The sequence below is a fragment of the Neptunomonas antarctica genome, from assembly GCF_001305295.1.
Classification (GTDB): domain Bacteria; phylum Pseudomonadota; class Gammaproteobacteria; order Pseudomonadales; family Balneatricaceae; genus Neptunomonas; species Neptunomonas antarctica.
Map to the genome: position 1 here is coordinate 189388 of NZ_LJSI01000053.1, position 24551 is coordinate 213938.

Here is a 24551-nt window from a genome sequence, read left to right on the forward strand (position 1 = left end):
ACAGCATAACCCACTGAGGCATAGCGCCTAAAACTTAGCGTGTCTTTTGCTTAAGATGCTTAGTTGTTTTTATATACTTAGTTATTAATAATCAATTGGTTGATTTTTTTGCATTTTTTCGCCTGCATTAATCTTAAGTAGTATTTGTAGCATATTAAAAATTTGATGATAATTTAAGTTTAAAAAAATAGAAGGACTTATAAGGATTCTTGATAATAACTATTATTAGCAAGTGCTCTTTGTAAATATTGTCATAGTTAGACGTTAAGGAGGACTGTCGTGAATCATAAAAAAGATTGGGTTCTATTTATATCTGGGTTTGTACTAATAATACTTCCGCTTATTTTTGTTGTTACATACACTGAACACTTTGTATCGGTACAATTTTATCTCCGGCTGATTGCATCCCTTGGTGGGGCGCTAATTGGTGCATCCTTACCTGGTTTCCTTAACATAAGAGTTCTGGGAGTAGAAGCTGGCGGGGCGTTAGCTATACTAGTATTGTTCTATCTGTTTAATCCACCAGCGGCTCTAAAGGAAGGATTATATCCTGAATCCGTAGTTTCGGATTTTCCGGGTGGAATTTACCAAATTGAAAAATCAGATGCTATATACCAAGTATCTACACCTATTTCTGATAGTGATAGTCGCGAAATTTGTGTATTTAAATGCCCAGAGCAAATACTAAATAAAAACGAGGTGTCTTTTATTGCTCCTGATAGTAAGGATGCAGAATCCTTACTAAAATTAAAAAATGAAGCATATCTAGGGCAATGTTCTGAAAACATAACATTATGTCCGGAATCTACCCACTAATGCCTAACAATTTATTCAGCTCTGTTAACGCGGCATCAGGCCTATCCACCCTAAACATCAACACCAGTTAGCACCTGCCTAGTTACTCCTCCCTTACTAACGCTCAGCTGGCAGAGGCGCAGACTCGTAACCTGCGGCTCACTGCCTGATCAACAGATGTAGACACCCTTGCTCGCCCTCTTCATCAATAACAAGGGAAACCAGTTACCACGCTGCTTTCTTTTTCTCTCTGTGTTTTATCGCTTAATCACTGTGCGGATGCTCTGGTCACAATTTGGTCATACTGGAGTCAATTTTGTGCCCGATACTGCATCACGGCCTGTTGCTACTCAGCAAGGTGCTGAAGATAGCATCCTAAGAATGGAGCGCGCCTTTTCCTAAAGGCATTCCTCCAGTGCGTAAACCTAAACGCCCTGCTGGACGCAATCGTCGGTTGGAGGAGGGTGAGTAGCATCTATTGTTAGAGGCTTTATCAGAGTCTTCGGTAGTCCGGAATATTGCGGTGTTCGCCGTTGAAACAGCCGTGCGTCGTGGTGAGCTTGTTAAGGTGAAATGGGAGAATGTCGACTGGAATAACCGGGCTCTGCATATTCCTGAAACAAAGACAGGTGTTCTTCGTGATATGCCGCTGTCTGAGCGTGCTTGTAAACCTACTGATGCAATGAGCTGCTGGCTATTGGGCGGTTCTGGGAGGCTTAGTTAAGCCGATATGATGAAATGCTATTCGGAAAAACGCCACTTATCACGTGACATTTTCATGGGGATTATGATTGTTTGTTCTTAGCTCATAGTCTTCTTAGCTTTTCACTTTTCAACACGATTTCGCTTTTCTTTAAAGTTATTATAAAGCTTGAGCCAATCCTTAAAACTCATCTCAGCATCTTTTATACCGCGGCGTGAGTCGAGTATGTTGAATGCTTTTATGTGCGCGACACAGGTTGAGCATTTCATGTCTTTCTCTTCAATCAGGTAGTTTGCCTTTAAGTAAGCGTCGTGCAAATATTTTGGATAAATCGCACCCCGATCTTTATATTGTTCTTTCGCTACAAGGGCTTTCTGTAACGCGCTATCAATGTGCCCCTCTTGCATAGCTCTGTACCAATAGTTTTCGGCCATATCTCTTCGATAAAATTCACTGCGGTTCCCCCCTAAAATGTCGTGCTTCCCTTCCCAAAGAATGTGCCCCATCGCATAGTTAAGATTATGGAGTTCCTCAAAACCAGTAGAGGATGGACTTTTTAAATGTTTCTTTTCTTTGAAATCCACATAGTTATAGGCGGGCGCTAATTGTTTGTATTCCAGAGGATCAGTGACTTCGGGATCTAAAAAGCTTTCCGTTTTCTTTAAATATTGAATCGTCTCGTATTTAGCTAGCCACTGGTTAAATACTTTCTTGTGACTCTCTTTTTCCGCAGGCTCTTCTAACGCATTAAATCGCGTTATCGCTGAATCACAAGTGGTGCAATGTAGCCCTGTTTTGTGAATCAGGTAATTTGAAATCAGATAATAGCCGAAGTGCTCGTCATGTATTACGGCGAGTATTAATGCGCTGTCTATATGACCCAGCAGCATCGCCCGCTGCAGTAGTTCTTCTGCTTCGCGCTCCTCCTGCGTTTCCAGTCCCTCAGGGTTATATGGTTTACGCATAAGAAGCATGAATGCCATAGAATACTTAGCATCATTTCCTTGCTCTGACAGAGTTGCAATATCATCTTTACGATCGTGACGCAGGATTTCATCTTTGTCGTACTTCGCCTGACCTATCTTGTACTCGTTTGGCGTTACGACTCCCGAACTAAAAAAGCTTTGGGTAGCGTTGGCCGTCGCGGAAGAAAGCAGGATTAAGGCCAATACGCCCGCGTTTATAATTTTCAATTTATTATGCCCTATAAAAACTTGTCTGGTTGTCCGTCGGTGACTGGTAATTAATATAGCCAGTTTTCATGTGAAAATTGTAGTCTAAAATTTGAGAAAATATATTAAAATCAAATATTTATGAATCTAACATATACCTTCTCGCGTTACAGTTAAGTACTCCGAAAATCAGAGATTACGCTCTATTCTTTCCTCATATTGAACCTGAAGAGGCTGAAAAAGCATCTGATACGGCTGCGTGGGTGTCTTTTGTGCTGATGTCTCAAGAGGGGGATATAAGAGCGCATAGTTGGCCGATAATTGCCGGGCGCGGATACTGAATTTCTACGGGAAATCATTTTCCACCTGCACTTATGATTCGGACTTATGCTGTAGTGCTAAGTATTGGTTTTACGGGTGCGGAAAATATCATAAGTCCATTCTTTGTGTCATGTGTGCGTTAAGTATGGCTGCACATCTCTCGACGGTATATAAAACTTAGTATAACCAAATTATTGAAGGAGGATTCTCGGTTGTGGGATCACTAACGCACCCCTCTTCTCCGATGACGTTGTCTGCGCCAAATGTGATGTAATTCGTCGCTGAAAACACGCCACCACAAGAATCACCTACGCCTGTTATCAGAGAGTTGGCCCCTGTCAGGACGTAGCTATACGCAAAAATATAGCCTGTGACTTCCGCGCGTGCGCCTAGTGATGTGTAGCCGTTCTGAATATTCCAGATAATACTGCTGTTATCGGTTACATCTTTTAATACTACCTTAGCGTCTGCAGCGAAGCTCAGGTAGTTAGGGATATTGAAAACCCAGGAGCCGTCTACACCTTTGCCATCCAGCGTGAGGGTTTTGCCTGCAGCAATCGCCAGATAATTTAAAGGACTATAGATGCCCGCTTCGAGTGTCTCATCGTTTGTCCCGAAAGGAGCGGGGAGTAGTGTCGCCGTTCCCAGTTCCCTCAGTTCCTTTTGCACAGACTCAATTAGTTCTCTCTGATTCTTTACCGCCGGAGGTGGGGGAAGAACCTTCGAAGAATATTGCGTGCTGACCCCTGCGATCTGAGCACCTGCACCCTCCGCTATAGTGGTTCCGGCATCAACATCTCCACCGATAATTGAATTAGCGCCTAGCGTTACAGCAGATCTGGCCTGAATATAGCCATCGACACGGGTATCAGCGCCGATGGTTACGGCGGCGGTCGCTATGGCGGGGTCTCCACCTATAACATTACCCTTGATCTCCGCAAGCGCGCCGATATCTATGGCCGCTCCAGCCCGAATATAGCCACCGAGCATTGAGTTAGCGCCTAGCGTCACGGCGGCTTCAGCTTGAATATAGCCACCAACACCGGCATCAGCGCCGAGTGTTACGGCGGCTCCGGCCTCAACATTGCCGCCAACAGTTGCATTGGCACCGAGCGTTATTGCTGCATCGCTCTGAATATTGCCACCAACCGTTGTACCTGCGCCCATTGTTATTGCACCACTGGAATAGAGCGCCTGGTTGCTTAGGTCTGAATCTGACAAGGGCATAAAACGCGCGTGCACACTAGGCACAACAGAGAATACCGAGATAAGGATGAGTAGTTTTGTAGGCTTCATAAACACTCTTTTTACGTATTGCTACTATTTGGAGAATCTCATCCTAAGAAGCTCAACTAAAATAATACTGAGTTAAATATAGCATATATAATGTTAAACACATGCAATAGATGTAACATATGTCATAAATGGCACATATGTCTATAATGAGAGTGTCACAACATTTTTGATGTCGAGTATCCAAAAATATATTGTTTGAAAGAGCGTTACCCCATTCGATTAGTAAGCGAAGTCGCTTTACCAAAAGTGGAAATGCCTTTCCGGATGGATAGCATTAATTTTTTAGTTCTTACGCTCAAGTAAGAACAAACCAGCATCGTATGGCCAGTAGATAAGAGCCTTGATAAGACAACACTACAATGCATAGTCCCTGTGCATTGTAGTGTTACCCCAGAAAATCGAAGCCGTATTTATTGAGTTCTCAGGTTATAAAAGAAGCGTTAAGTAAAAGGGATAACGTGTGATGTTATCGCATTAACGTCTTATGAAAATAGCGTTATGCTATCGTTAAAAATAATAATTAAATATAATTAAATCAAAGGCTTATATTTGAAATTTTCTAAGCAGAACTCCCTTAGCAGCATTGCGTTATTGCTTTTTAGTGCAATTTCTCTGGCTAATGCTGAAACGGCACCCGCTCCTGACGCGGGATTGTTGATGCGCGAAACGCGTGAGTTGCCGGAAACGGCCAAACACAAACCCGAAGTTACCATCGAAAATGCTGAGCGACAGCGCCGGCCAATGCCGTCCCAAAAAGGTTTACAGATTACGGTGCAGTCTTTTTTGCTGAGCGGTAATACCCAATTTACGGCGGTGCAGCTTTTGCCACTGCTGGATAAGTACAAAGGTCATCCGGTTGGTTTTTATGAGCTGCAAGCGGCCGCTAATTTGATTGCCGATTTTTACCGCAAGGCCGGTTATTTCGTAACACTCGCTTATTTGCCTACGCAATCGCTTAAAAACGGCGTTGTTGAGATTGTGATTCTTGAAGGTAATTTAGACAGCTCTCATTTAAACGGCAATGCCATTAAGTTAATCGGCGATACCCGAATTAATAAAAGCGTATTACAACGATTTATAAACACCAAGAAAACCGGCGAACTAGTCACTGATAAAAACTCAAGTCATCTGAGTCTGCTAATTAACGACCTGCCCGGTATTCAAAGCGTAGTTGTGCTGTCGGCGGGCAGCACAACCGGCACGTCTGCTTTAACTCTCAAGGTCAAAGAAGGCCCGTTACTGAGCGGTTATGTGTCGACCGATAATCATGGTCTGTACTCTACCGGTTATTACCGTTTTGACGGCAGCCTGAACATTAACGACCCGTTTGGCTTGGGTGATCAGCTGTCACTGCGCGTACAGACCACGGATACTGGCGGGTCGGTGATGGGGGCTGCTAATTATAATGCTCCGATTAATGGCTATGGCACCAGTTTGGCGGTTAATTTTTCCCAGCTGGATTACAGTTTAGGACGCAGCTATGAGGCTTTACAGGCCGACGGGATGGCGCGAACTTTGGGCACAAGCTTAATCCACCCCCTATATTTAACCCGCGACACTCGTTTATTCGGTACGGCGCATTATGAACATCGCTGGCTGCAAGACGATATTAATGCCTTTGATAATTACAATCAGCGTGAAATTGATGTGATGAGTTTTTCTTTTCGCATCAGTGCGTTTGATAATCTGCTGCTCACCAATGGCTTAACTCAAGCGTATATCAGCCTCTCCGCAGGCCGTCTGTCTTTTACCAATCAAGCCGCCGCTCAGCAGGATAGTCTCGCGCTAAATTCCACTGGCGGCTATCACAAATTTACTTGGAAGATTAACCGCACTCAAGATGTTTGGAACAACGACATCTGGGGCGACATCAGTATGTACATCAATTTCAGCGGTCAGGTTGCCAGCAAAAACATCGACAGTTCCGAACAAATGAGTTTTGGCGGGCCGAATGCTATCCGTGCTTATCCGGTCGGTGAAGGCAGTGCCGACGAGGGTTGGCTGTTCAACGCTGAAACCCGTTACAGTCTGCCACGTTTTGAAAGTGTTCCCGGACGTTTGCAGATAATCGGTTTCATTGATAGCGGCTATTCGCGCGTCAATGCCAGCCCATTAGCAGGTGATTTAAATAATTCGAGGCATTTGACCGGTTACGGGGTTGGGGTTAATTGGTTGGGTGCAGCAGGTTTTACTCTGCGTACCAGTGTGGCGTGGCGTGATGCAAACACACAACCGACTTCCGACCCTACCGCCAGCGAACCGCAGGTCTATTTTCAATTAACCCAAACTTTTTAAGGACAGCATCATGAACCATATTTACCGCACTATCTGGAGTGAGGCACTAGGGGCATGGGTTGCTGTCTCTGAACTGTGTAAAGGCAAAAGTAAGAATTCATCCAGCCGCCGCAAGATTTTGGCGACGGGTTTTCTGATGTGCGCTGCGCCGGTGTGGGCATTACCGACCGGCGAGCACATTGTCGCGGGGCAAATTGCGGTCAGTAATCCGGCGGCGAATCAAATGCAGATTGACCAGACCAGTTCTAAAGCGGTGATTAACTGGCAAGGGTTTTCGATTAATTCGAATCAAGCGGTGAACATTAATCAACCGAACGCACAGGCGGCCTTGCTGAATAGAGTTGTCGGGGGTGATGCCAGTGTGATTGCGGGGCAGCTTACTGCGAACGGGCAGGTTTATCTGGTCAACCCGAACGGCGTGCTGTTCGGGGCAGGAGCGCAGGTCGATGTCGGTGCTTTAACGGCGACAACGCACACTATTACGGATGCCGATTTTATAGACGGCAATAACCATTTCAGCCAAAACGGTGCGACCGGCACAGTTGAAAATCGCGGCACGATTCAAACGCCGGAAGGCGGCGTGGTGGCGTTGATTGGCTCAAGCGTGACGAATACCGGCACAATTGACACCCCGAAAGGCACGACCGCATTGGTAGCGGGTAACACCGTAGACTTGGATTTTCAGGGCAACGGCCTGGTAGAAGTCACGATTTCTGAAGCGGCGTTGAATGCCCATATTACCAATAAAGGCGCGATACTGGCTGATGGAGGACGGGTGGTTTTAACCGCGAAAGCCGCGGGCGATTTAATGAATACCGTGATTAATCAGGATGGTGTTATTCGCGCGTTGGGTTTGGTAGAACGCAACGGCGAGATTATTTTAGAGGGTGGCGATTACGGCATCACACAGGTTAGCGGATCGCTGGATACCAGCGGTGCGCAATCGGGTGGCACCATTAACGTCACCGGCAAGGATGTTAATATCGCCACAACGGCTAGCTTAACCGCTCAAGCGTTGGAAAGCGGCACAGCCGGAACGATTAACGTGTTGGCTGATATGGTTAACGGTACACTTAACGTCGCGGGAACACTGGATGCGTCTGCCGCTGGCACGGCGGATGGCGGCTTTATTGAAACCTCGGCGTCGCATGTCCAGATTGCTGATTCTGTAAAAGTAACCACCTTAGCGACAACTGGCCGCAACGGTACCTGGTTGATTGATCCGGCTGACTTTAATATCGGGGAGGATGCTGCGGGTGCTGTTAGTAATCTGTCTGGAGCAACGCTCTCGGCGAACTTAGGCGGCGGCAATGTAACGATTCTCTCTAGCAGTGGAACAGCTAACGGGTCTGGCGATGTCAACGTCAATGACGCAGTAAACTGGAGCGCGAACACCACGCTTGCTCTGACCGCTTCGAATAACGTTAACGTTAACGCTAATATCAATGCAACAGGTACGTCGGCTGGTATTGCCTTCAACCCTAACACAGCCAACGGTGCGGGTGCTTCAGCCGAAGCTGCGAGCACCACCGGTAAATTGATCCTGGCACCGGGCGTCACCGTCGGTCTGTCAGGTGCTTCATCCACGCTGGCTATCGGCGGCACAAACTATACCGTCATACACGACCTGGCGGGTCTGCAAGCCGTGAATAACAATGTGGCGGGGAGCTATGCACTGGGCAATACCATCGATGCATCGGCCACCAACGCGGCGACGTCCCCGACTCTATTTACCCCAATACTTGATTTTACAGGTCACTTCAACGGTCTGGGCAACAGCATTAACGACCTCACTATCGATACGCCAGCGTTAGATAATGTGGCTTTATTCGGATCGAGTACTGCCGCTGCCGACACCGCTACTACCGGTTCATTGAATAACATCGGTCTGGTTGATGCAAAGATTACGGGCAACAATTACGTCGCAGGTCTGGTCGCGCGTCTGACGCTGGCGGACGGCAACTTTAGTAACAACTATTCCAAGGGCGGCACGATCACGGGCTTGGGTTACATTGGCGGCCTGGCTTCGTGGGTCACACTGGGTTCGGGTGACTTCAGCAACAACTACGTCACCAGCAGCACGGCCAACGCAGGTAGCGTGACGGGCACTTCTTACAGTGGTGGTGTGGTGGGGTGGACTACGCTCGACGCGGGTAACTTTAGCCATAACTACGCCACAGTTGCTGTAAATGACGGCGGGGTCAGTGCCTCCTATATGGGCGGGGTGGTCGGTTGGGCTACACTCACCGCCGGTAATATAAACAACAACTACGCTACCGGCGATGTGGAGGGGACTTCCTACACGGGTGGACTGGCAGGATGGACCACGCTGACCGATGGTGATTTCGCTATCAACTCAGCGACTGGCGATGTGACGGATAGCAATATCAGTGGTTCTTACGCAGGCGGTCTGGTGGGCTGGAATACCATCACCAAAGGTGACTTCGTCAGCAATTCGGCTACCGGTAATGTAACGGGTTCGACCTTCCTGGGCGGTTTGGTGGGTATGAGTACACTCGGCAACGGTAGTTTCAAGATCAACTATGCGACCGGCGATGTCACAGCTACGAGCGTCGATGGCGCCAATTCCGGTGGTCTGGTGGGCTGGAGCTCGCTGACGAATGGTGACTTCGATACCAACTTCGCCACGGGAGATGTGTCCGGGGCAACTTACACCGGCGGCTTGATGGGGTTGAGCACCATCATTACCGGTAACTTGAGCAACAACTACGCCACCGGCGATGTTTATGACAGCACTACCTCCGGCACCGGTACTTACCGGGGCGGGTTGATCGGTTCGAGTTCGGTCTCAGGCGATGTTCTCAACGTTTACGCTACGGGTAGTGTGACCGGCGTGACCTATGTCGGCGGGCTATTGGGTTCCAGCTCCGAGACCCGCATCAGAAACAGCTACTCCACAGGGCTAGTGACGGGCGGGCCGACGTTGAGTGGCGCTCTGTTGGGATCCAATTCAGGTACGGTTACCAACAGTTTCTGGGATAGTTCTCCTGCGGGGCAATACGCCACCAGCGATGGCGGGACGGCTCAGGCTAACTTGAACACCAATATGCATACCCAGGCTAATTTAGCACCATGGAACTTTACCAGTAGTGCAAACGGCCCGAATACCTGGGTAATGACCGATGGCGCCACGCTGCCGTTTCTGCAGGCATTCATCACGCAGACGCCAGTGACTATCGATCCTGTAACTAAGGTCTATGACGGTTTGGCTTATACCCCGACAGAAGTGGATTATTCGGCTCTGGCTATTAACACAAACGGTACACTTGTCACCAGTGACAACACTTTTGTGACTTACTATGCGGCTCCCAATCGGAGCGTAACGTTGGCTGGTTTGGGGGCTTTGACAGTGGCCGCCGCCAGCGGTAATACCAATGTCGGTGATTATGCCCTGACGGTTGCCGGGGGAGTGAGTTCTTCAGCTACTCTCACGCAGTTGAACAGCAACGGGGTGACTGCTAACGCTGCTAATCTCACCGTGACTGCAGCACCGCTGGAGGTCACCGCCAATAGTGTCACCAAGATTTATGATGGAAAATTGACGACAGATGGCGGCGCGATTGTTACTGGCGGCACGCTTTACACCAACGCCGGTAACGGTAACACCACTCCCGATAGATTGAGCGGTGGAAGCTTCGCCTTCACCGATAAGAATGCCGGCACGGGCAATAAGACGGTTGCCGTTAGCGGGATGACCCTAAACGACGGTAACAATGGCAATAACTACGCCATTACCTACGTGGATAATAATACCAGTACCATTAATCCAGCCGTCGTTACATTGTCGGCGACCAAGGTCTACGACGGTAATACAAGCTTGGCTAATGCTGTCTCAATAGGAACCGGGGTTGACGATGAGACCCTGACCTATACAGGTGCAACAGCCAACAGTGCAAACGTGGTAGGGGCAAGCTACATCACCGCGCTCACGCTGGGTGACAGTGCTGGTGCGACGACTACAACCGGCGGCTTAGCCAGTAACTATATTCTGCCCACGCTTAATAGCACTAATGCGGCAGCGACAATTACCGCGAAAGCCGTGAGCATCACCGGCATGGCTGCAACCAACCGTGCCTATGATGGTAGCCTCGCTGCTACGCTGACAGGGGGAGCCGTAGACACAGGTATCACGGGCGAAACCCTGACCGTCACAGGACAAACCGGAACGTTTGCCGATAAGAACGTCGCCGATAATATCGCCGTGACTGTCGCCAGCGCCGCACTGGCCGATGGGACAGGCCTGGCGAGTAACTACAGCCTGACGGCACAACCGGGCGTTACTGCTGCCAATATTACCGCGAAAGCGGTGAGCATCACCGGCATGGCAGCAACCAACCGTGCCTATAATGGTAGCCTCGCTGCTACGCTGACGGGGGGAGCTGTTGACACAGGTATCACGGGCGAAACTCTGACCGTCACAGGACAAACCGGAACGTTTGCCGATAAGAACGTCGCCGATAATATCGCCGTGACTGTCACCAACGCCGCACTGACCGATGGGACAGGCCTGGCGAGTAACTACAGCCTGACGGCACAACCGAGCGATACTGCTGCCAATATCAATACGAAAGCCCTGACACTTGCCAGCGCCACGGTGACCAATAAAATCTATGATGGCAACACCGATGCGACTGTCACCAGTGGTGTTTTGAATGGACTTATTGGTACAGAGACGCTAGCCGTCTCAGGTAGTGGCGAGTTTGACGACAAAAATGCGGGCACCGCTAAAGCAGTGACAGCTAGTGCCATTACGCTAGCTAATGCCGGTAGTGGAATTACCGCCGGACTGGCGAGAAACTACAGCCTTGATGCCAGCGCCAACCCGACAACGGGCATGACCGCTGATATCACTTCCGACATTAGTAGTTCGATTGTAGCTAAAGCAAAAGAGCAAGAAGTGGTAAGGCAGTTAACCGACGCAAGTTCAGGACTGTTCAGTTCCACTACTAATTCAGGACTTGAAAGTTCTAATAAGGACAGTGTTGTCGCAGACAAAAAAATCAATAAAAACACAATGCAATTTGCCAGTAACAATGAGATTAATGTTAACGCAATAAATAACAATGTTAACGTTGAGGGGGATGGTATAAACGCCCCGTAAACCAGTAATACGTTAGGGTTTCAAGCCTTCCTTGTTTAAAAACGGGAAGGTTTTTTTTTGAAATTTTTTCGCTAAAAAACGTAAAATTATAAATTCTGGTGCAAATATTGATCCCTTATGACCAATATTGAACGGTCAGCACAAACAAAAACGGCTCCCGAAGAAGACGCTATTTATTAACTATTGAAGGGTATGCTTTCTTTCGTCTAGCTATACCCGCTAAATCGATAAGATCTAGAATAACCAAATTATAGAAGGCACCTTGTTCGGGGGGATGAAGTTACTAACGCAACCTTCCATTCCAATTACGCTATCTGCGCCAAATTCGATGTAATTCGTCGCTGAAAAAGCGCCACCACAATCATTACCTATGCCTGCGATCAGGGTGTTGGCCCCTGCCAGGACGTAGCCACGCGAAAAAATATAGCCTATGGCTTCTGCGCCTGCGCCTAGTGATGTGTAGCCGGCTGAGCCAGTTGCGTCGCCCAGGACATTCCAGAGAATACTGCTGTTTTCGGTTACATCTTTCAATATAACCTTCGCGCCCGCCGCAAAAGTCAGGTAATTCGCGATGTTAAAAACCCATGTGCCGTCCACCCCTTTGCCATCAAGTGTGAGAGTTTTGTCGGCAGCTATCGTTAGATAATCTCTAGTGCTATAAATGCCAGCTTCGAGCGTCTCATGATTTATCCCGAAAGTAAGAGAGACTAGTTCTGTCCCCGTTCCCAGCTCCTTCAGCGTTTTTTGCACAGACGCAATGAGATCTTCCTGGTTTTGAACTATGGGAGACGCAGGCACAACCTTTGAAGAATTCGCCGTAAGAGTTCCATCAATCCGAACACCGGCGCCAATCGTGGTGGTAGTTCCGGCATCAACATCCCCGCGAAAAATTGAACCAGCACCGATCGTCACGGTGCTTCCGGCCAAAACATCGCCCCAGACCTCCACACCCGCATCGATCGTAACAGTGGTTCTGGCCACAAGATCGCCCTCGATATTTACAGCCGCGCCGAGGGTTGCGGTGGTTCCCGCCAGAGTGTAGCCACCGACAATGACAGCTGCGCCAAAGGTTGCGGTGGTTCCTGCCTCAATATAACCATCGGCACCTGCATCAGCGCCGAGGGTTGCGGTGGTTCCGGCCTCAATATTGCCCCCAATGGTTGCATTAGCGGCGAGTGTTATTGCGGTGACGCTCTGAATATTACCACCCGCCGTTGTGCGTGCGCCCATTGTTATGTAGCTACTGGCATAGAGCGACTGGTTAGTTAGATCTGAATCTAACAATGGTTGAAGTCCTGCTTGTGCGCTAGGCACAACAGAGAAAATCGAGATAAGGAGGAGTTGTTTTGTCGGTTTCATAGAAGCTCTTTTACGTATTTCTACTATTTAGAGAATCTCGTCCTAAGAAGCTCAACTAAAATGATGCTAAGTTAAATATAGCATATACAAAATGCAGTACATCCTTCACAAAGCTATGATCAATCTTCAGTGGATCAGCCGTTCAAGCATTTAAGGGCGTCGTTTAGATCAACACTACCGTTCCCGCATAATCCACTGCTACAGCGTCATCGATGGCGGAGACGCCGGCGATGATGGAGGTGTAAACATTGGTAAATAAAGAGTGTAGGTATCTCCGTAGTGGGTGATCTGTACGGTTTTTTCTTTTCTTTGCAAGCAGCCGGAATTAGTGTTGTAGCAGTATATGATTTAGGCAGTAGCGTCAATAAACGTGGGCTTTTAGCCAGCTTTAGAGGCTCACAACTGCGTTTGAAGCGTGCTATATTTTGGCTAATCACTAACGGTCAGCACACACAAAAACGGCTCCCGGAAGAGGCGTTATATATTAACATTTGAAGGTTATGCTTTCTTTCGTTTAGCTATCCGAGCTAAGCCAATAAGACCTAAACCAAATAACCAAATTGATGTCGGTTCTGGTACTTTGGAGGTAATAGCTGCTTCGTTAGTGCAACCGTCCACTCCAATTACGCTATCTGCGCCAAATTCTATGAAATTCGTCGCTGAAAAAGCGCCACCACAATCATTACCTATTCCTGTTATCCGAGAATTGGCTCCTGTCTGGACGAAGCCTTTCGAAAAAATATAGCCTCTGGCTTCCGCACGTGCTCCCAGAGTTGTGTTGCCGGCTGTGCCGTCGCCAAGGACATTCCAGAGAATGCTGCTGTTATCGGTTACGTCTTTCAATATTACTTTCGCGTCCGCAGCAAAGGTTAGGTTGTTAGAAATATTGAAAAGCCAAACTCCATCCACGCCTTTGCCATCAAGCGTGAGGGTTCTGCTGGCAGACATCGTAAGATGATCTATGGTGCTATAAATGCCCGCTTCGAGTGTTTGGTCGTTTACCCCAAAATCCCAGACTAATTCTGTCCCCGTTCCCATGGCCTTCAGAGTTGTTTGAGCAGACGCAATTAGATCTTTCTGATTTTTTACGACGGGAGAAGGAGGGACAATCTTCGAAGAATTCGCCGTTTTGACTCCGCCGATTTGAACGCCAGCGCCAATCGTTGTAGTGGTTCCGGCATCAATATCGCCACGAGAAATTGAACCTGCACCGAGGGTTACGGTGGTTCCAGCCTTGATATAGCCGCCGACACTGGCATCAGCGCCGAGGGTTACGGCGGTTCCGGCCTCAACATTACCCTTAACGGCCGCATTGGCGGCGAGTGTTATTGCAGTGGCACTCTGAATATTGCCACCGACTGTTGTACGTGCGCCCATTGTTATGTAACTGCTGGCATAGAGCGACTGGTTAATTAGGTGTGAATCTAACAAAGGAATAAAGCCCGCTTGCGCGCTAGACACAACAGAGAGCATCGAGATAAAGAGGAGTTGTATTGTAGGTTTCATAGAGACCCTTTTTTATGGATTATTTTTGGAATCTAAGAAGTTCAGTTAATATTAAGATATACAATACCACATGACATATGTGACATGTATAACATGTACTCAAAATGAATAAGAGTTTTTATCTTACCTATGCCTCTCAACTGAGATTTGATGATAGGCGTATATTTTTCAGTGGTATCTGTTGTCGGCAATGCATCTGATACCGTCACTGGTGTGCCGGCTGATGCTATTGATCTGGTCACCGTGAATCAGTAATACCTCGCCGTCGCAGCTCCGTGTCTCGCTGATCATAGTATGGAATAAATCACGGTAGCTGTTTTTTCATTCAGGCCTGGCCGGAAATCATCTTTATAGCCGCCATCTGACAGCTCATATGGGAAAAAGATATCTGCCTGGCTCGCTGTGCTTTTTCTGCCGGTTTTTTGCTGTAGAACTGGTATCAACAAAGAGCTACTTTTAGTGTTTTTGGTGCATCCGACATAGCGGCAATGGCGACATTCGCGGTTAACAGTACGCAGGCGCCAGAGGCTGCCAGCAATATTTTTTTCAACATTGAGTGTCTCCTTGGTTATCGATTATCTGCAGATGTGCAGCCCGTTCGGCTATTACCTGACCGGAGCGAAAGTTCTAGTGGTGGTAAGTGACTTCTGCTTGATAGCCTCGTCGTATAGACGTAGCCTATGCCCATCGACAAACGGCGGCATAAGTGCCGGATCAGATAATTACATTAAGGAGCCACTTTATGAGCACTTCTCGGGATTTTCCGTTAAACCCGCTTGATGCAGAAGAGCAGCGTGTGATTCTGCATAAAGGCACCGAACGACCTTTTACAGGAGAGTATGATGACTTTTCTGAAACGGGCATGTTTGTCTGTAAGCAATGTGATGCAGCACTTTATCGTTCGACGGATAAATTCTCCTCTGGTTGCGGTTGGCCCAGTTTTGATGATGAAATTGAAGGTGCTATCAAACGGGTGACAGATGCGGATGGCCGTCGTACGGAAATTGTGTGTGCTAGTTGTGATGGTCACCTGGGACATGTGTTTGAGGGTGAGCACTTGACCGAAAAAGATACCCGTCACTGTGTTAATTCAATCTCTATCAAGTTTGTTAAAGCGTAAACCCATGAGTGTAAATACCGTGGGGCGCTTATTAAGCCGGCATCTTCAGGACCTCAAACCGGGGCAATTGGACTGGATTGGTCTGCGCCCCGAACGCAAAGTGAATATGCAGTGCGTCACCCACGTTGAAGCTGTTGCCGAAATGGGGCTTGCAGGAGATCGGCGTTGTAAAGGAACTCCGGGTTCTGCGCGGCAGGTGACTTTGATAAATCGTGAACATATCGATGTGGTGGCAAGTTTGTTGGCACTGGAATCGATAGATCCTGCTGTATTGCGTCGCAATCTGGTTGTATCAGGTATTAATTTAATGGCGCTGCGGCATCAGCGTTTTCGTATTGGGGAAGTGGAATTTGAAGCGACGGCCCAATGCCACCCTTGTGTGCGCATGGAGCAAGCACTCGGTAAAGGTGCCGTAGCCGCTATGCTGGGTCACGGCGGCGTCTGCGCCAAGATTATAAAGGGGGGTGTTATTGCGTTAGGGGATGAAGTGGCAAAGCTGTAGTGTGAATCTGGTTGCGGCCTTTATCTTTTGCAAGATAGAGGTGTTTGTCTGCCTCATGTATTAACTCATCCAATGTTTGCTTTAAGTCACTTTGTGCAATACCTAAGCTGACAGTGGTCGTAATGTTAGCCTGTTTGAAATTGACCCCAAACGTTTCAATTGCGATGCGTATTCGCTCAGCAAAGATGCAGGCCTGTTCAGAGGGGGTTTCGGGAAGTAATAATATGAACTCTTCTCCCCCCCAGCGGGCAAGCAGATCTTGTGCACGACATTCAGATGCTAGTAGCTGAGAAATACCGACAAGTACCTGGTCGCCGATCGCGTGTCCGTATTGATCATTGATCTGTTTGAAATGGTCCATATCGAGCATAATAATGCTGGTGATGCGATGTTTCCGAATAGCGGTACTCCAGATGTTGCTGGCGAGGTAATGAAATCCACGTCGATTAAGGAGACCTGTTAACGGGTCATGTCGGGCCATATATTCGGCCTGCATTCGGGCATCTTGCTGTTCGCGTACTTGATGTGTCAGTGCGAGTGCTAGCAGCGTTGCTTCGATAGGTATACCAATGTCGACACTATGAAAGGTCAGGGGAGTGAAAGGTATCCACCCGAGTACGGCGAAGGTTGTGACGGCCGTGCCGCACATACCAAAAAAAGCAGCGGCAAAGAAGTAACGTCCCACCGCTTGTTTTTTCCATACAGCGAATATGCCTAATAGAACCAGCCCTAAGGTGGAAGCTGTCAGATAGCTAAATGCAACCAGTACAGCATATAACTGATTGTTTTGTAAAATTGTTAACCCTATCAGGCAGGGGCCAAGCAGGATGAAATTGCGTATCCAGCGTAACAGTCGTGGGGCATGTTTCTTCAGTGAGAGAAAGCGGCAGGCGAAAATTAAACTACAGCTACTATACAGGACCATAAGCGCAAGAATGATATAGCGTTGGAATTCCGGATGAGTTGGCCAGAGCCAAGCGTAGCCATGCCCTGTATAGGCGAGGTTTGTTAAAATAAAACTGGCCAGATAGAGTAAATAATAGAGATAGCTGCGCTTCCTCAGTCTTGAATATAATATAAGGTTGTAAGCAATAAGGGCGCACAGGTAACCATACAGGAAGCCGTAACCATACTGAGTCCATTGACTTGATCCGGCTACTTTTTCGAGGGGAGTCAATTTAATCGGTAATATCAGAGGATCTTGGGTGGCTGCTCGAATGTATATTTCGCTTACCCCTGGCGGAAAAGGTTGGGTAAAGATAAACCCAGTACCCGGAATTAGAGAGGGAGTATTGGGCAGTGCGTCTCCAGCTTGCCAGCTGCGAATCAATTGACTGTTCTGTAAAATAGAAATATTAAGTTGGTCAATCCACGTGGTGCCAACAGCCAGCTGGTATGCAAGCGGCTGATCTGTAGAGTTATTTACAGTTAACGTTAGCCATACTGGCGGCGAATCAATACCAAAATTCAGTGCTTCTTGCTTACCCGCGCGAAACCCCCCAGCATTATTTTTAAAGATAGCCTCTTCGAGAGTGAGAGGCTTTGCATCTTCAATAAAATAATGGGTGTAATTGCCTAATGATCCGCTGGGAAGTTCGGTAAGCGTTAATGATTTAGCCTGTGTTGGGTCGCTGCTGAATGTGCTCAGGAGAATCCAGAAACATATGATTAATACTTTCACGTTTTAATAAGTCAGCCTTTTTTGTTGTAACAATGCCATAAACGCGTCAATTGGCACAGGTTTACTGAACAGATATCCTTGAAAATGGGTGCAATTATCACTGAGCAACCGCTGCATTTGCTCGCCTGTTTCCACTCCTTCAGCGATGACACTTAAGTTTAAGCTTTTGGCCATGGCTATGATGGTTCTTACAATGCTTTGATCACGGCTATTGTTGGCAAGGTCGCGCACGAATGATTGGTCTATTTTGAGTTGATATAAAGGTAATCGCTTAAGATACTGCAAAGAAGAATAACCTGTACCAAAGTCATCTAACGATAATTGGATACCAAGCTCACCTAATGCATTCATAGAGGCGATCGTGTCTTCAATATTGTGTAGTAGTAAACTTTCTGTCAACTCTAGCTTAAGCAATAAAGGGTTAACGTTATGGCGTTGAAGAGTCTCTTTTACTTGTTCAACAAAATTAACCTGGTGGAATTGTTTTGCGCTGACGTTTACAGACAAGGTCAGGTTTTTAGTTTGTGAATCTTGTTGCCATTCTTGCAATTGTGAACAGGCTGCTTCTAAGACCCATTGACCGATAGATAATATGCAGCCTGTCTCTTCGGCGATTGGAATAAACTGTAATGGAGATATTAAACCACGTTCTGGATGTATCCAGCGTATTAATGCTTCTGCGCCGAGTGGCTTTAATAAATGATCGACTTGTATTTGGTAATACAATTCAAACTGTTGATGAGCTACTGCTATTTTAAGTTCCTGTTCCTGCGTGACGCGAATGTTAATGGCGTCTTGCATCTGTTTGTTAAAAAAACGTACGGTATTGCGGCCTGATTTTTTCGCTTGATACATAGCAATATCCGTTTGCTTTAGTAAGTCTTCAACAGTTAAATGGGGAGTGTTAAACAGAGTTACGCCGATACTGACAGTCGTGTTGTAGGCTTCATTCGCCAGCTGATAGGGCTGGTTAAACGAGGTGAGTATTTTATGAGAAATTATTTCTATCTGGATCGCTGCCTCAGTGGCGTTTTTGCTGAACCCTTCTAAAATTATGACAAATTCGTCGCCTCCAAAGCGAGCCACAGTGTCGCTTTCGCGAACGCACTGTTGTAGGCGTGTGGCGACTTGTTGTAATAATAGGTCGCCGATGTCATGACCTAGTGTGTCGTTAAGGGTTTTAAAATGATCTAAGTCCAGAAATAGCAAAGCGCCTTCTTGCTGGTTTCGCGTACTAGTGACCAATGCTTGATTAAGGCGATCTATAAGTAATCTTCGATTCGGTAACTGAGTGAGTGAATCATAGAAGGCCAGATGTTCAATTTTTTCTGCCGCTTCTTTATGCAGGGTTATATCAGTTAAGTTGGCTACATAATTGGTTATTCTGCCTAAATAATCCGTTACTGCGCTAATAGCGAGGTGTTGAGGGTATATATCCCCATCTTTACGCTGGTTCCATATTTCTCCTTCCCAGTAACCCTTGCTATCAAGTGCTTCCCACATCGCATGATAGAAGGTTTCATCATGTCGACCTGAGCTCAGTATATTAGGTTTTTTCCCGATCACTTCTTCAGCAGCGTAGCCGGTGATTGTAGTGAAGGCGCGGTTAACGCGGAGAATAATTTTCTCGGCATTAGTAATCAGCATTCCTACCTGGGATTCAAATGTAGTAGCGGCGATACGAATTTCATTGTCGGCACGATGCGATTCGATAATTAACGCGGCTAAACTGGCATAACTTTCGATTAAGCCTATTTCAAATTTGCTGGGTAGCGCCGGATTTTTATGATAAATAGCGAAAGTACCCAGTACGTTTGCATTACTGTTGATAATGGGCTGTGACCAACAAGAACCTAAACCGCTTTTGGCCGCTAATTCTTTATAGTCAGACCAATAAGAGTGTGTTTGTATATTATCAACAATGACTCGTTTGCCGTGAAATGCTGCTGTTCCACATGAACCAACGGCGTTGCCTGTAGGTAAGTTTTCGATTGCTGCATTGTAAAAGTCTGGCAAGCTGGGTGCTGCGCCTTTTTGCAGGCACTGGCTGTCATAATCAAGTAGTAAAATGCTACACAACATTTCAGGGTTAGCTTTTTCAATGCTGCGGACGATGAGTTCCAACATGCCAGATAATGCCATCCCTTTGGTTAGACACTCCAGCACGTGGCTGCGCTCTTGCTCGCGCTTTTCTGCTGCTTTGCGAAAACTTATTTCACGCCGTAGCCTGTAAACCCAGTAACTCACCAGTATCAGTATCAATAAAAAAGCGATAGCGTATTTAATCAGTGTTTTAGTTTGTATTCCTTGTTCAATTTTTAGGCCAAGCCAGCGATCGAAGATAGCATCGGCCTGCGCTTCGGGAATACGGAGCATTGCTTTGGTAATAATATTAGCTAATACAGGATTGTTCTTGGTCACGGCAACACTATGCAAATTGCTATATTCCGTTTGCCCTGAAAAACGCAGGTTATGTAGACCATTTATTTTGATAGCGTAGTTGGCGGAGCCAGCGTCACCGATATAAGCATCAGCTTTACCTTCGGCAACCAGAGTGAGGGCTTCCAGTGTGTTATCTGTCACTTCTAATGTGATGGACGGATAGTTATCGGACAGTATTTCTTGTATGAAATAGCCTTTTTCTACTGCCACGTGTTTACCGGTTAAGTTATCTAACCTATCAATGAAGCGCCCTTGTCCATTATCGATGATAACCGTTTGGGTAACCTTGTAAGGGGCTGTAAACGTTAAATATTGTGATCGTTCTGGTGTTTTGACTGCATCCGTAAGCATATCCAATTCGCCACGCTTGGCCATAGCGAGGGTTTCTGACCATGAGCGGTTGTTGATGATATTAAAGCGTACGCCAATTTTTTCTTCCAGCAGGCGCATGTAGTCTGCCGTTAGGCCTTTATACTGCTTGTCTTCACTGATCCATCCATAGGGAGGAAAGTCATGGTCAATACCCACTCTTATTATGGGGTGAGTGGCAAGCCATAATCGCTCCTGATTCGTGAGGGGGATATCCAGCGCATTGCCTTTGTATATAAATCCGTCAATCTCTGCTTGACTGAGTTCGCGGTTTAAGCCTGAATTGGCATACGCGTCTGCAATCGACTTAAGGCGCTTAGGTTCTATTTTTCCTATGGGAATAACGGTCGGGATAATGAGTTTTCGTGTTGCTGCTGCTTCGAAACGAAGATGCTCGATCGATAAATTGCTGTGGTATTTATTATGTAAAATTTGGATTATTTCTTCTGGATGCTGAAGTGCGTAGTGCCAACCTTGGATGGAGGCACGTCTAACACGATCGGCTCGTCCCGGATGATTTTTTAGCTCTTGTTTGCTAGTAAAAAGAATATCACCGTAAAAATCGATCCCATAGTTTTGCGGATCAATGATATTGATTTTCACCCCTTGCTCTTGGTAATAAAACGGCTGATCGGTTATGTAACCGGATATGGCGTCTATTTGTCTGCTTGTTAATTGATTGTAATTATTGCTTTGCGGTATTGCCAGGTAAGCGTCATTCGTTATCCCCGCATTTATCAGCATGGCTCGGACAGGTGTTTCGTGGGTACTGGCAATGTCCGCCATAATGCGTTTGTTAGCCGTTTGGTAAGGGCTGATGATGTCTGAGTCGGCTAAAGTAAAAAGAACCAGAGGGTTGTGCTGGAAAATAGCGGCTAACGCGACAATAGGCTTACCTTGAGCATATTGGGAAAGTAATCCAGAATCACCCACACCGTAGTCTGCCTTGCCCGACGTCACTTGATTAACAAAACTTTTTTCAAAAGAGCGTTCTACAATTTCAACATCGAGCCCTTCATCGGCATAGTAGCCTTGTTCAATGGCGGCAATGTAACCGGCAAACTGGAATTGAATAAACCACTTGAATTGGAGGCGTACTTTCTCCAAGACAGGAGTCTGTTGAATTCGCGCAGCGTTATCCAGAGTGTGTTGAGAAGTTGATTCTTTAGCAGGCATCGCCTGAGCGGGTAGAGACATACATAAAATAAAAAACAAAGCAGCAGGTATGGGCACTCCGACTTTTATTCGAGGGTAATAGGCTGAGCTCCTACACGTCATGATTTTTGTTCTAATGTAGGTCTATGATGATAAAAAAGCATGTTGCTATCCTTGTACGAACTATTCTTATCCATTTTAACTCTGTGCTCATATCGGCCTATCTTTTATAAAACCAATAATCGTTCTTTAACGAACAATGTTTGTATTCAATATGCAATCTGGTCTAACGCTAGAGAAGGTGCTTGGCAATAAACATGAGTCGTAGCCGTTCAGCAATTTCTATCTCTACATGCTTGATAGCCTCTCTGTTCTCTGCGTGATGGAAGTTCCAACGAATGTGTTGAGTATCACTTGGCAATGTCGGTAGCGCATTATGGCTTGTATCACATAAGGTAATAACAAGATCAAAGGTCTGGTCTGCCATGTCTTCTAATGAGTTACAGTGAAGAGCCTGCTTTTTATCCGTTAACGTATCTACCCAGTTTTGTATGTAGTCCGGTATGGCTGTAGGTTCAGGGCCAGCACTCATGGCGTATACTTTTCCTTTGCCAAGCTTATTGGCCAACGCTTCGGCGATTTGAGAGCGCACGGTGTTGTGACGGCAAATAAAAAGAATTTTTAATAAGTTCGTTTCTGGCATCTGGCAGGTTCCTATAGGTGATCAATCGATTATTTGGGCTGATTGTTTCGAGTGATAGTCGCTTATTTTTCACCCGCTAACTCCGTAATTAACGGGACTTTGACCCAGCAATCCAACAATATAATGGCTGCCATAGCTGCCATAGCCCCTGTCAGCATTGCTCCTGTGAAAGGTATCAGATAACCAACGAAGGCAAAGTACTTGGCGAGTGTCCAAGACAGTGCATCACCCCAAAGTCCGAGAAACGCAAAGCTGATCAGTAGGTATTTAATCCAGCTAAAAATCTGAGTGAAAGAGAGTGTGAATCCTAAGATGACGACCAGTAAGCTCATAGCGAAGAGATGGGTATGAGTTTGAATGGCTATCTTGCTCCAGGGCTGCCCTTTTGTTGTTGTTTGGATGACTTCTTGATAAGTGGTGAGCGGTATTGAAGTCATGGCTTCGGTCATGGTGGAGCCTATGCTATGACAATTGGTGCAGTCGTCGTTCATTATCTCAACAATATGTGATTCATAGGTACTTTCAGGTGTGCCGGCTTCCACCCATTGCCTCACTGCTTCAATTGATTCATCTTCGGATACATGCTCATACATAGAGCCCTGCATAGCACTGACGATCATGATACCTGCATATTTCTGTTGTACTTTATCAAGGCTGGGAACTAGGGTTTCTCCTCCGTTAATGCTCATTATGATAGCGAGCATGGCATAAATGAGCCCCATAAGAACGGAGAGACAAAATCCGGAAATAGCGATACGTGCGGCAGGATTGAGGGCTTTAATATTCATAAAATTCCATCGCGGTATTTTTGGGTATGCTTGAAGGGTGGGCTTTCGCCCACCTCAGATGTGCTATTTAAAGACCATATTTAACACGCCATTATGGTAAACGTGATTGATTTGGCTATTGTCGAATACTGACACACCGAAAGCGTATGTTTTCTTCAGATCATTAAACTGAACGTCTTGCACGTCGGCTTTTTCACCGGTGGTGACCAGAGGGCGGCTGAGTTCCAGGTTCCACTTACCATCTTTCCAGACGCCTTTGGCTACAATGTCGCCACGTGAACCGGAAAAAGCAGAAGTGATAATGCCTGGAATACGTTTAATCTGATCCATATCATCGCTGAAGGGGATTTTCTGACTATCAACAATTACGGTAGTATCGGCAGCCAGATCGGCTTGCCCGAATGCTGGTTTGCCGTCAGCTATGTTGTTCTTGTATCCTCCCCCTGTTTTTGCATCACCGTGGCGTCCCCATCCTTTGTTCTTTTCCGGATCGGTATTGTCATCGATAAACTGGTCATCAAACTGAGCATTGGGGTTGGTGCGTACACCTTTCCAATGCCACATATCAACGGTGGTGCCAGGTTTGGTGTATTTGCGCCCCGGGGCTTTATCGTCTTTACCTTTTTGCTTGCCATTTCTAGCCATGTGGCAAACGGCACCGCAGCCTTTTTTATCAAACGCTTTGAGGTCAATATTCCAGAGCATCGACATTTTGTCTTCGTAATAGGTGTTGTCGTGTCCGGTATCATCTTTATTCTCCAGCTGTTTCCAACTGCCGTCTGCTTGCTTCATCCATGGGAATCTATTCAGGCTTTTTGTTGGGTCATCCCACTGTAGAAAAAAGTAGACATTTTTGTCATCGTGCATCGAGCGGACTTTAATCGTGGTTTTGGTAATGCCTTCAAAACCATTGTTTGGTTTGTAAGGTGTCTGATCAAGTACGACAGATAATTCGGGTGCTGCATTCCATTCTGATTCAGCAATACCGTCGATAGTAATGACGTCGTTGGTCGTAATATTTTCCAGAATGCCGAGTGGTTTTGCTTGTAGTGTTGGTGCCAAAATGAGGCTCGAAACGGTTGCTGCTATAAGAGTTATAGTCTTGCGCATAATTAATCTCCTCTTGTTATTATTTTCAGCATAGTCACTGCTCAGGTTTCAGCTAGAAAAAGGAGAGTATTGCTGCAAACAACGATCCAAAGATTGATTTAAATCATGTTGG

The 24551-nt window shown here is 46.6% G+C and carries 15 protein-coding genes; 6 read left to right on the top strand and 9 right to left on the bottom strand.

The features are described from left to right. The first annotated feature begins 279 nt into the window (after positions 1 to 279). Both Nant_RS15665 and Nant_RS15670 read left to right on the top strand, forming a co-directional pair. Positions 280 to 816, top strand: coding sequence for a hypothetical protein (locus tag Nant_RS15665; RefSeq protein ID WP_054342591.1), 537 nt, complete (start codon positions 280 to 282; stop codon positions 814 to 816). 457 nt (positions 817 to 1273) lie between these two features. Further along, positions 1274 to 1519 carry a tyrosine-type recombinase/integrase gene (locus Nant_RS15670; RefSeq protein ID WP_076495891.1) on the top strand — a complete coding sequence of 82 codons (246 nt, stop codon included), beginning with the start codon at positions 1274 to 1276 and terminating at the stop codon, positions 1517 to 1519. A 101-nt stretch (positions 1520 to 1620) separates the two neighbouring features. Here Nant_RS15670 and Nant_RS15675 read toward each other — a convergent pair whose 3' ends face one another. Together Nant_RS15675 and Nant_RS15680 are read right to left on the bottom strand one after the other, a co-directional pair. Continuing rightward, a complete protein-coding gene (locus tag Nant_RS15675) occupies positions 1621 to 2691 on the bottom strand; it encodes a hypothetical protein (protein WP_054342593.1) in 1071 nt (356 codons plus the stop codon). Positions 2692 to 3168: 477 nt separating this feature from the next. Continuing rightward, positions 3169 to 4287, bottom strand: a complete 1119-nt coding sequence (locus Nant_RS15680) for an ice-binding family protein (RefSeq protein ID WP_054342594.1) — start codon at positions 4285 to 4287, stop codon at positions 3169 to 3171. A 549-nt stretch (positions 4288 to 4836) separates the two neighbouring features. On the opposite strand from Nant_RS15680, the gene Nant_RS15685 reads away from it, so the two are divergent. Next, entirely contained in the window at positions 4837 to 6582 is a 1746-nt protein-coding gene (locus Nant_RS15685; protein WP_054342595.1) for a ShlB/FhaC/HecB family hemolysin secretion/activation protein, read from the top strand. Positions 6583 to 6592: 10 nt separating this feature from the next. Next, complete coding sequence (locus Nant_RS15690; protein WP_054342596.1) at positions 6593 to 11704, top strand: two-partner secretion domain-containing protein; 5112 nt, start codon at positions 6593 to 6595, stop codon at positions 11702 to 11704. A gap of 234 nt (positions 11705 to 11938) precedes the next feature. On the opposite strand, the gene Nant_RS15695 is transcribed toward Nant_RS15690, so the two are convergent. Together Nant_RS15695 and Nant_RS15705 are read right to left on the bottom strand one after the other, a co-directional pair. After that, on the bottom strand, positions 11939 to 13063 hold the full coding sequence (locus tag Nant_RS15695; protein ID WP_082400325.1) for an ice-binding family protein: 1125 nt from the start codon (positions 13061 to 13063) through the stop codon (positions 11939 to 11941). Positions 13064 to 13561: 498 nt separating this feature from the next. After that, the gene (locus Nant_RS15705) at positions 13562 to 14569 is read right to left on the bottom strand and encodes an ice-binding family protein (protein ID WP_054342598.1); all 1008 of its coding nucleotides are present in this window, start codon (positions 14567 to 14569) and stop codon (positions 13562 to 13564) included. Positions 14570 to 15311: 742 nt separating this feature from the next. Between Nant_RS15705 and Nant_RS15710 the strand changes: the two genes are divergently transcribed. Together Nant_RS15710 and Nant_RS15715 are read left to right on the top strand one after the other, a co-directional pair. Next, positions 15312 to 15689 (top strand): methionine-R-sulfoxide reductase, encoded by a 378-nt coding sequence (locus Nant_RS15710; RefSeq protein ID WP_054342599.1) that lies wholly within the window; start codon positions 15312 to 15314, stop codon positions 15687 to 15689. Positions 15690 to 15693: 4 nt separating this feature from the next. Further along, complete coding sequence (locus Nant_RS15715; protein WP_054342600.1) at positions 15694 to 16191, top strand: MOSC domain-containing protein; 498 nt, start codon at positions 15694 to 15696, stop codon at positions 16189 to 16191. Here the strand turns inward: Nant_RS15715 and Nant_RS15720 are convergent. The 5 genes from Nant_RS15720 to Nant_RS15740 all read right to left on the bottom strand — a co-directional run bounded on the left by Nant_RS15720 (position 16157) and on the right by Nant_RS15740 (position 24439). After that, complete coding sequence (locus Nant_RS15720) at positions 16157 to 17872, bottom strand: sensor domain-containing diguanylate cyclase (protein WP_054342601.1); 1716 nt, start codon at positions 17870 to 17872, stop codon at positions 16157 to 16159. The genes Nant_RS15715 and Nant_RS15720 overlap by 35 nt on opposite strands. Before the next feature lie 3 nt (positions 17873 to 17875). Next, positions 17876 to 21961, bottom strand: a complete 4086-nt coding sequence (locus tag Nant_RS15725; RefSeq protein ID WP_082400326.1) for an EAL domain-containing protein — start codon at positions 21959 to 21961, stop codon at positions 17876 to 17878. 169 nt (positions 21962 to 22130) lie between these two features. Further along, positions 22131 to 22541 carry an arsenate reductase/protein-tyrosine-phosphatase family protein gene (locus Nant_RS15730; protein ID WP_054342603.1) on the bottom strand — a complete coding sequence of 137 codons (411 nt, stop codon included), beginning with the start codon at positions 22539 to 22541 and terminating at the stop codon, positions 22131 to 22133. Positions 22542 to 22603: 62 nt separating this feature from the next. Continuing rightward, positions 22604 to 23329, bottom strand: coding sequence for a hypothetical protein (locus Nant_RS15735; protein WP_054342604.1), 726 nt, complete (start codon positions 23327 to 23329; stop codon positions 22604 to 22606). 63 nt (positions 23330 to 23392) lie between these two features. Then, positions 23393 to 24439 carry an ethylbenzene dehydrogenase-related protein gene (locus Nant_RS15740; protein WP_054342605.1) on the bottom strand — a complete coding sequence of 349 codons (1047 nt, stop codon included), beginning with the start codon at positions 24437 to 24439 and terminating at the stop codon, positions 23393 to 23395. Positions 24440 to 24551 lie beyond the last annotated feature (112 nt).

Coding starts and splice junctions, on each gene's coding strand:
- Nant_RS15690 (WP_054342596.1), top strand. CDS start 6,593: ATGAACCATATTTACCGCACTATCTGGAGTGAGGCACTAGGGGCATGG.
- Nant_RS15710 (WP_054342599.1), top strand. CDS start 15,312: ATGAGCACTTCTCGGGATTTTCCGTTAAACCCGCTTGATGCAGAAGAG.
- Nant_RS15740 (WP_054342605.1), bottom strand. CDS start 24,439: ATGCGCAAGACTATAACTCTTATAGCAGCAACCGTTTCGAGCCTCATT.
- Nant_RS15705 (WP_054342598.1), bottom strand. CDS start 14,569: ATGAAACCTACAATACAACTCCTCTTTATCTCGATGCTCTCTGTTGTG.
- Nant_RS15725 (WP_082400326.1), bottom strand. CDS start 21,961: ATGACGTGTAGGAGCTCAGCCTATTACCCTCGAATAAAAGTCGGAGTG.
- Nant_RS15730 (WP_054342603.1), bottom strand. CDS start 22,541: ATGCCAGAAACGAACTTATTAAAAATTCTTTTTATTTGCCGTCACAAC.
- Nant_RS15695 (WP_082400325.1), bottom strand. CDS start 13,063: ATGAAACCGACAAAACAACTCCTCCTTATCTCGATTTTCTCTGTTGTG.
- Nant_RS15715 (WP_054342600.1), top strand. CDS start 15,694: ATGAGTGTAAATACCGTGGGGCGCTTATTAAGCCGGCATCTTCAGGAC.
- Nant_RS15735 (WP_054342604.1), bottom strand. CDS start 23,329: ATGAATATTAAAGCCCTCAATCCTGCCGCACGTATCGCTATTTCCGGA.
- Nant_RS15680 (WP_054342594.1), bottom strand. CDS start 4,287: ATGAAGCCTACAAAACTACTCATCCTTATCTCGGTATTCTCTGTTGTG.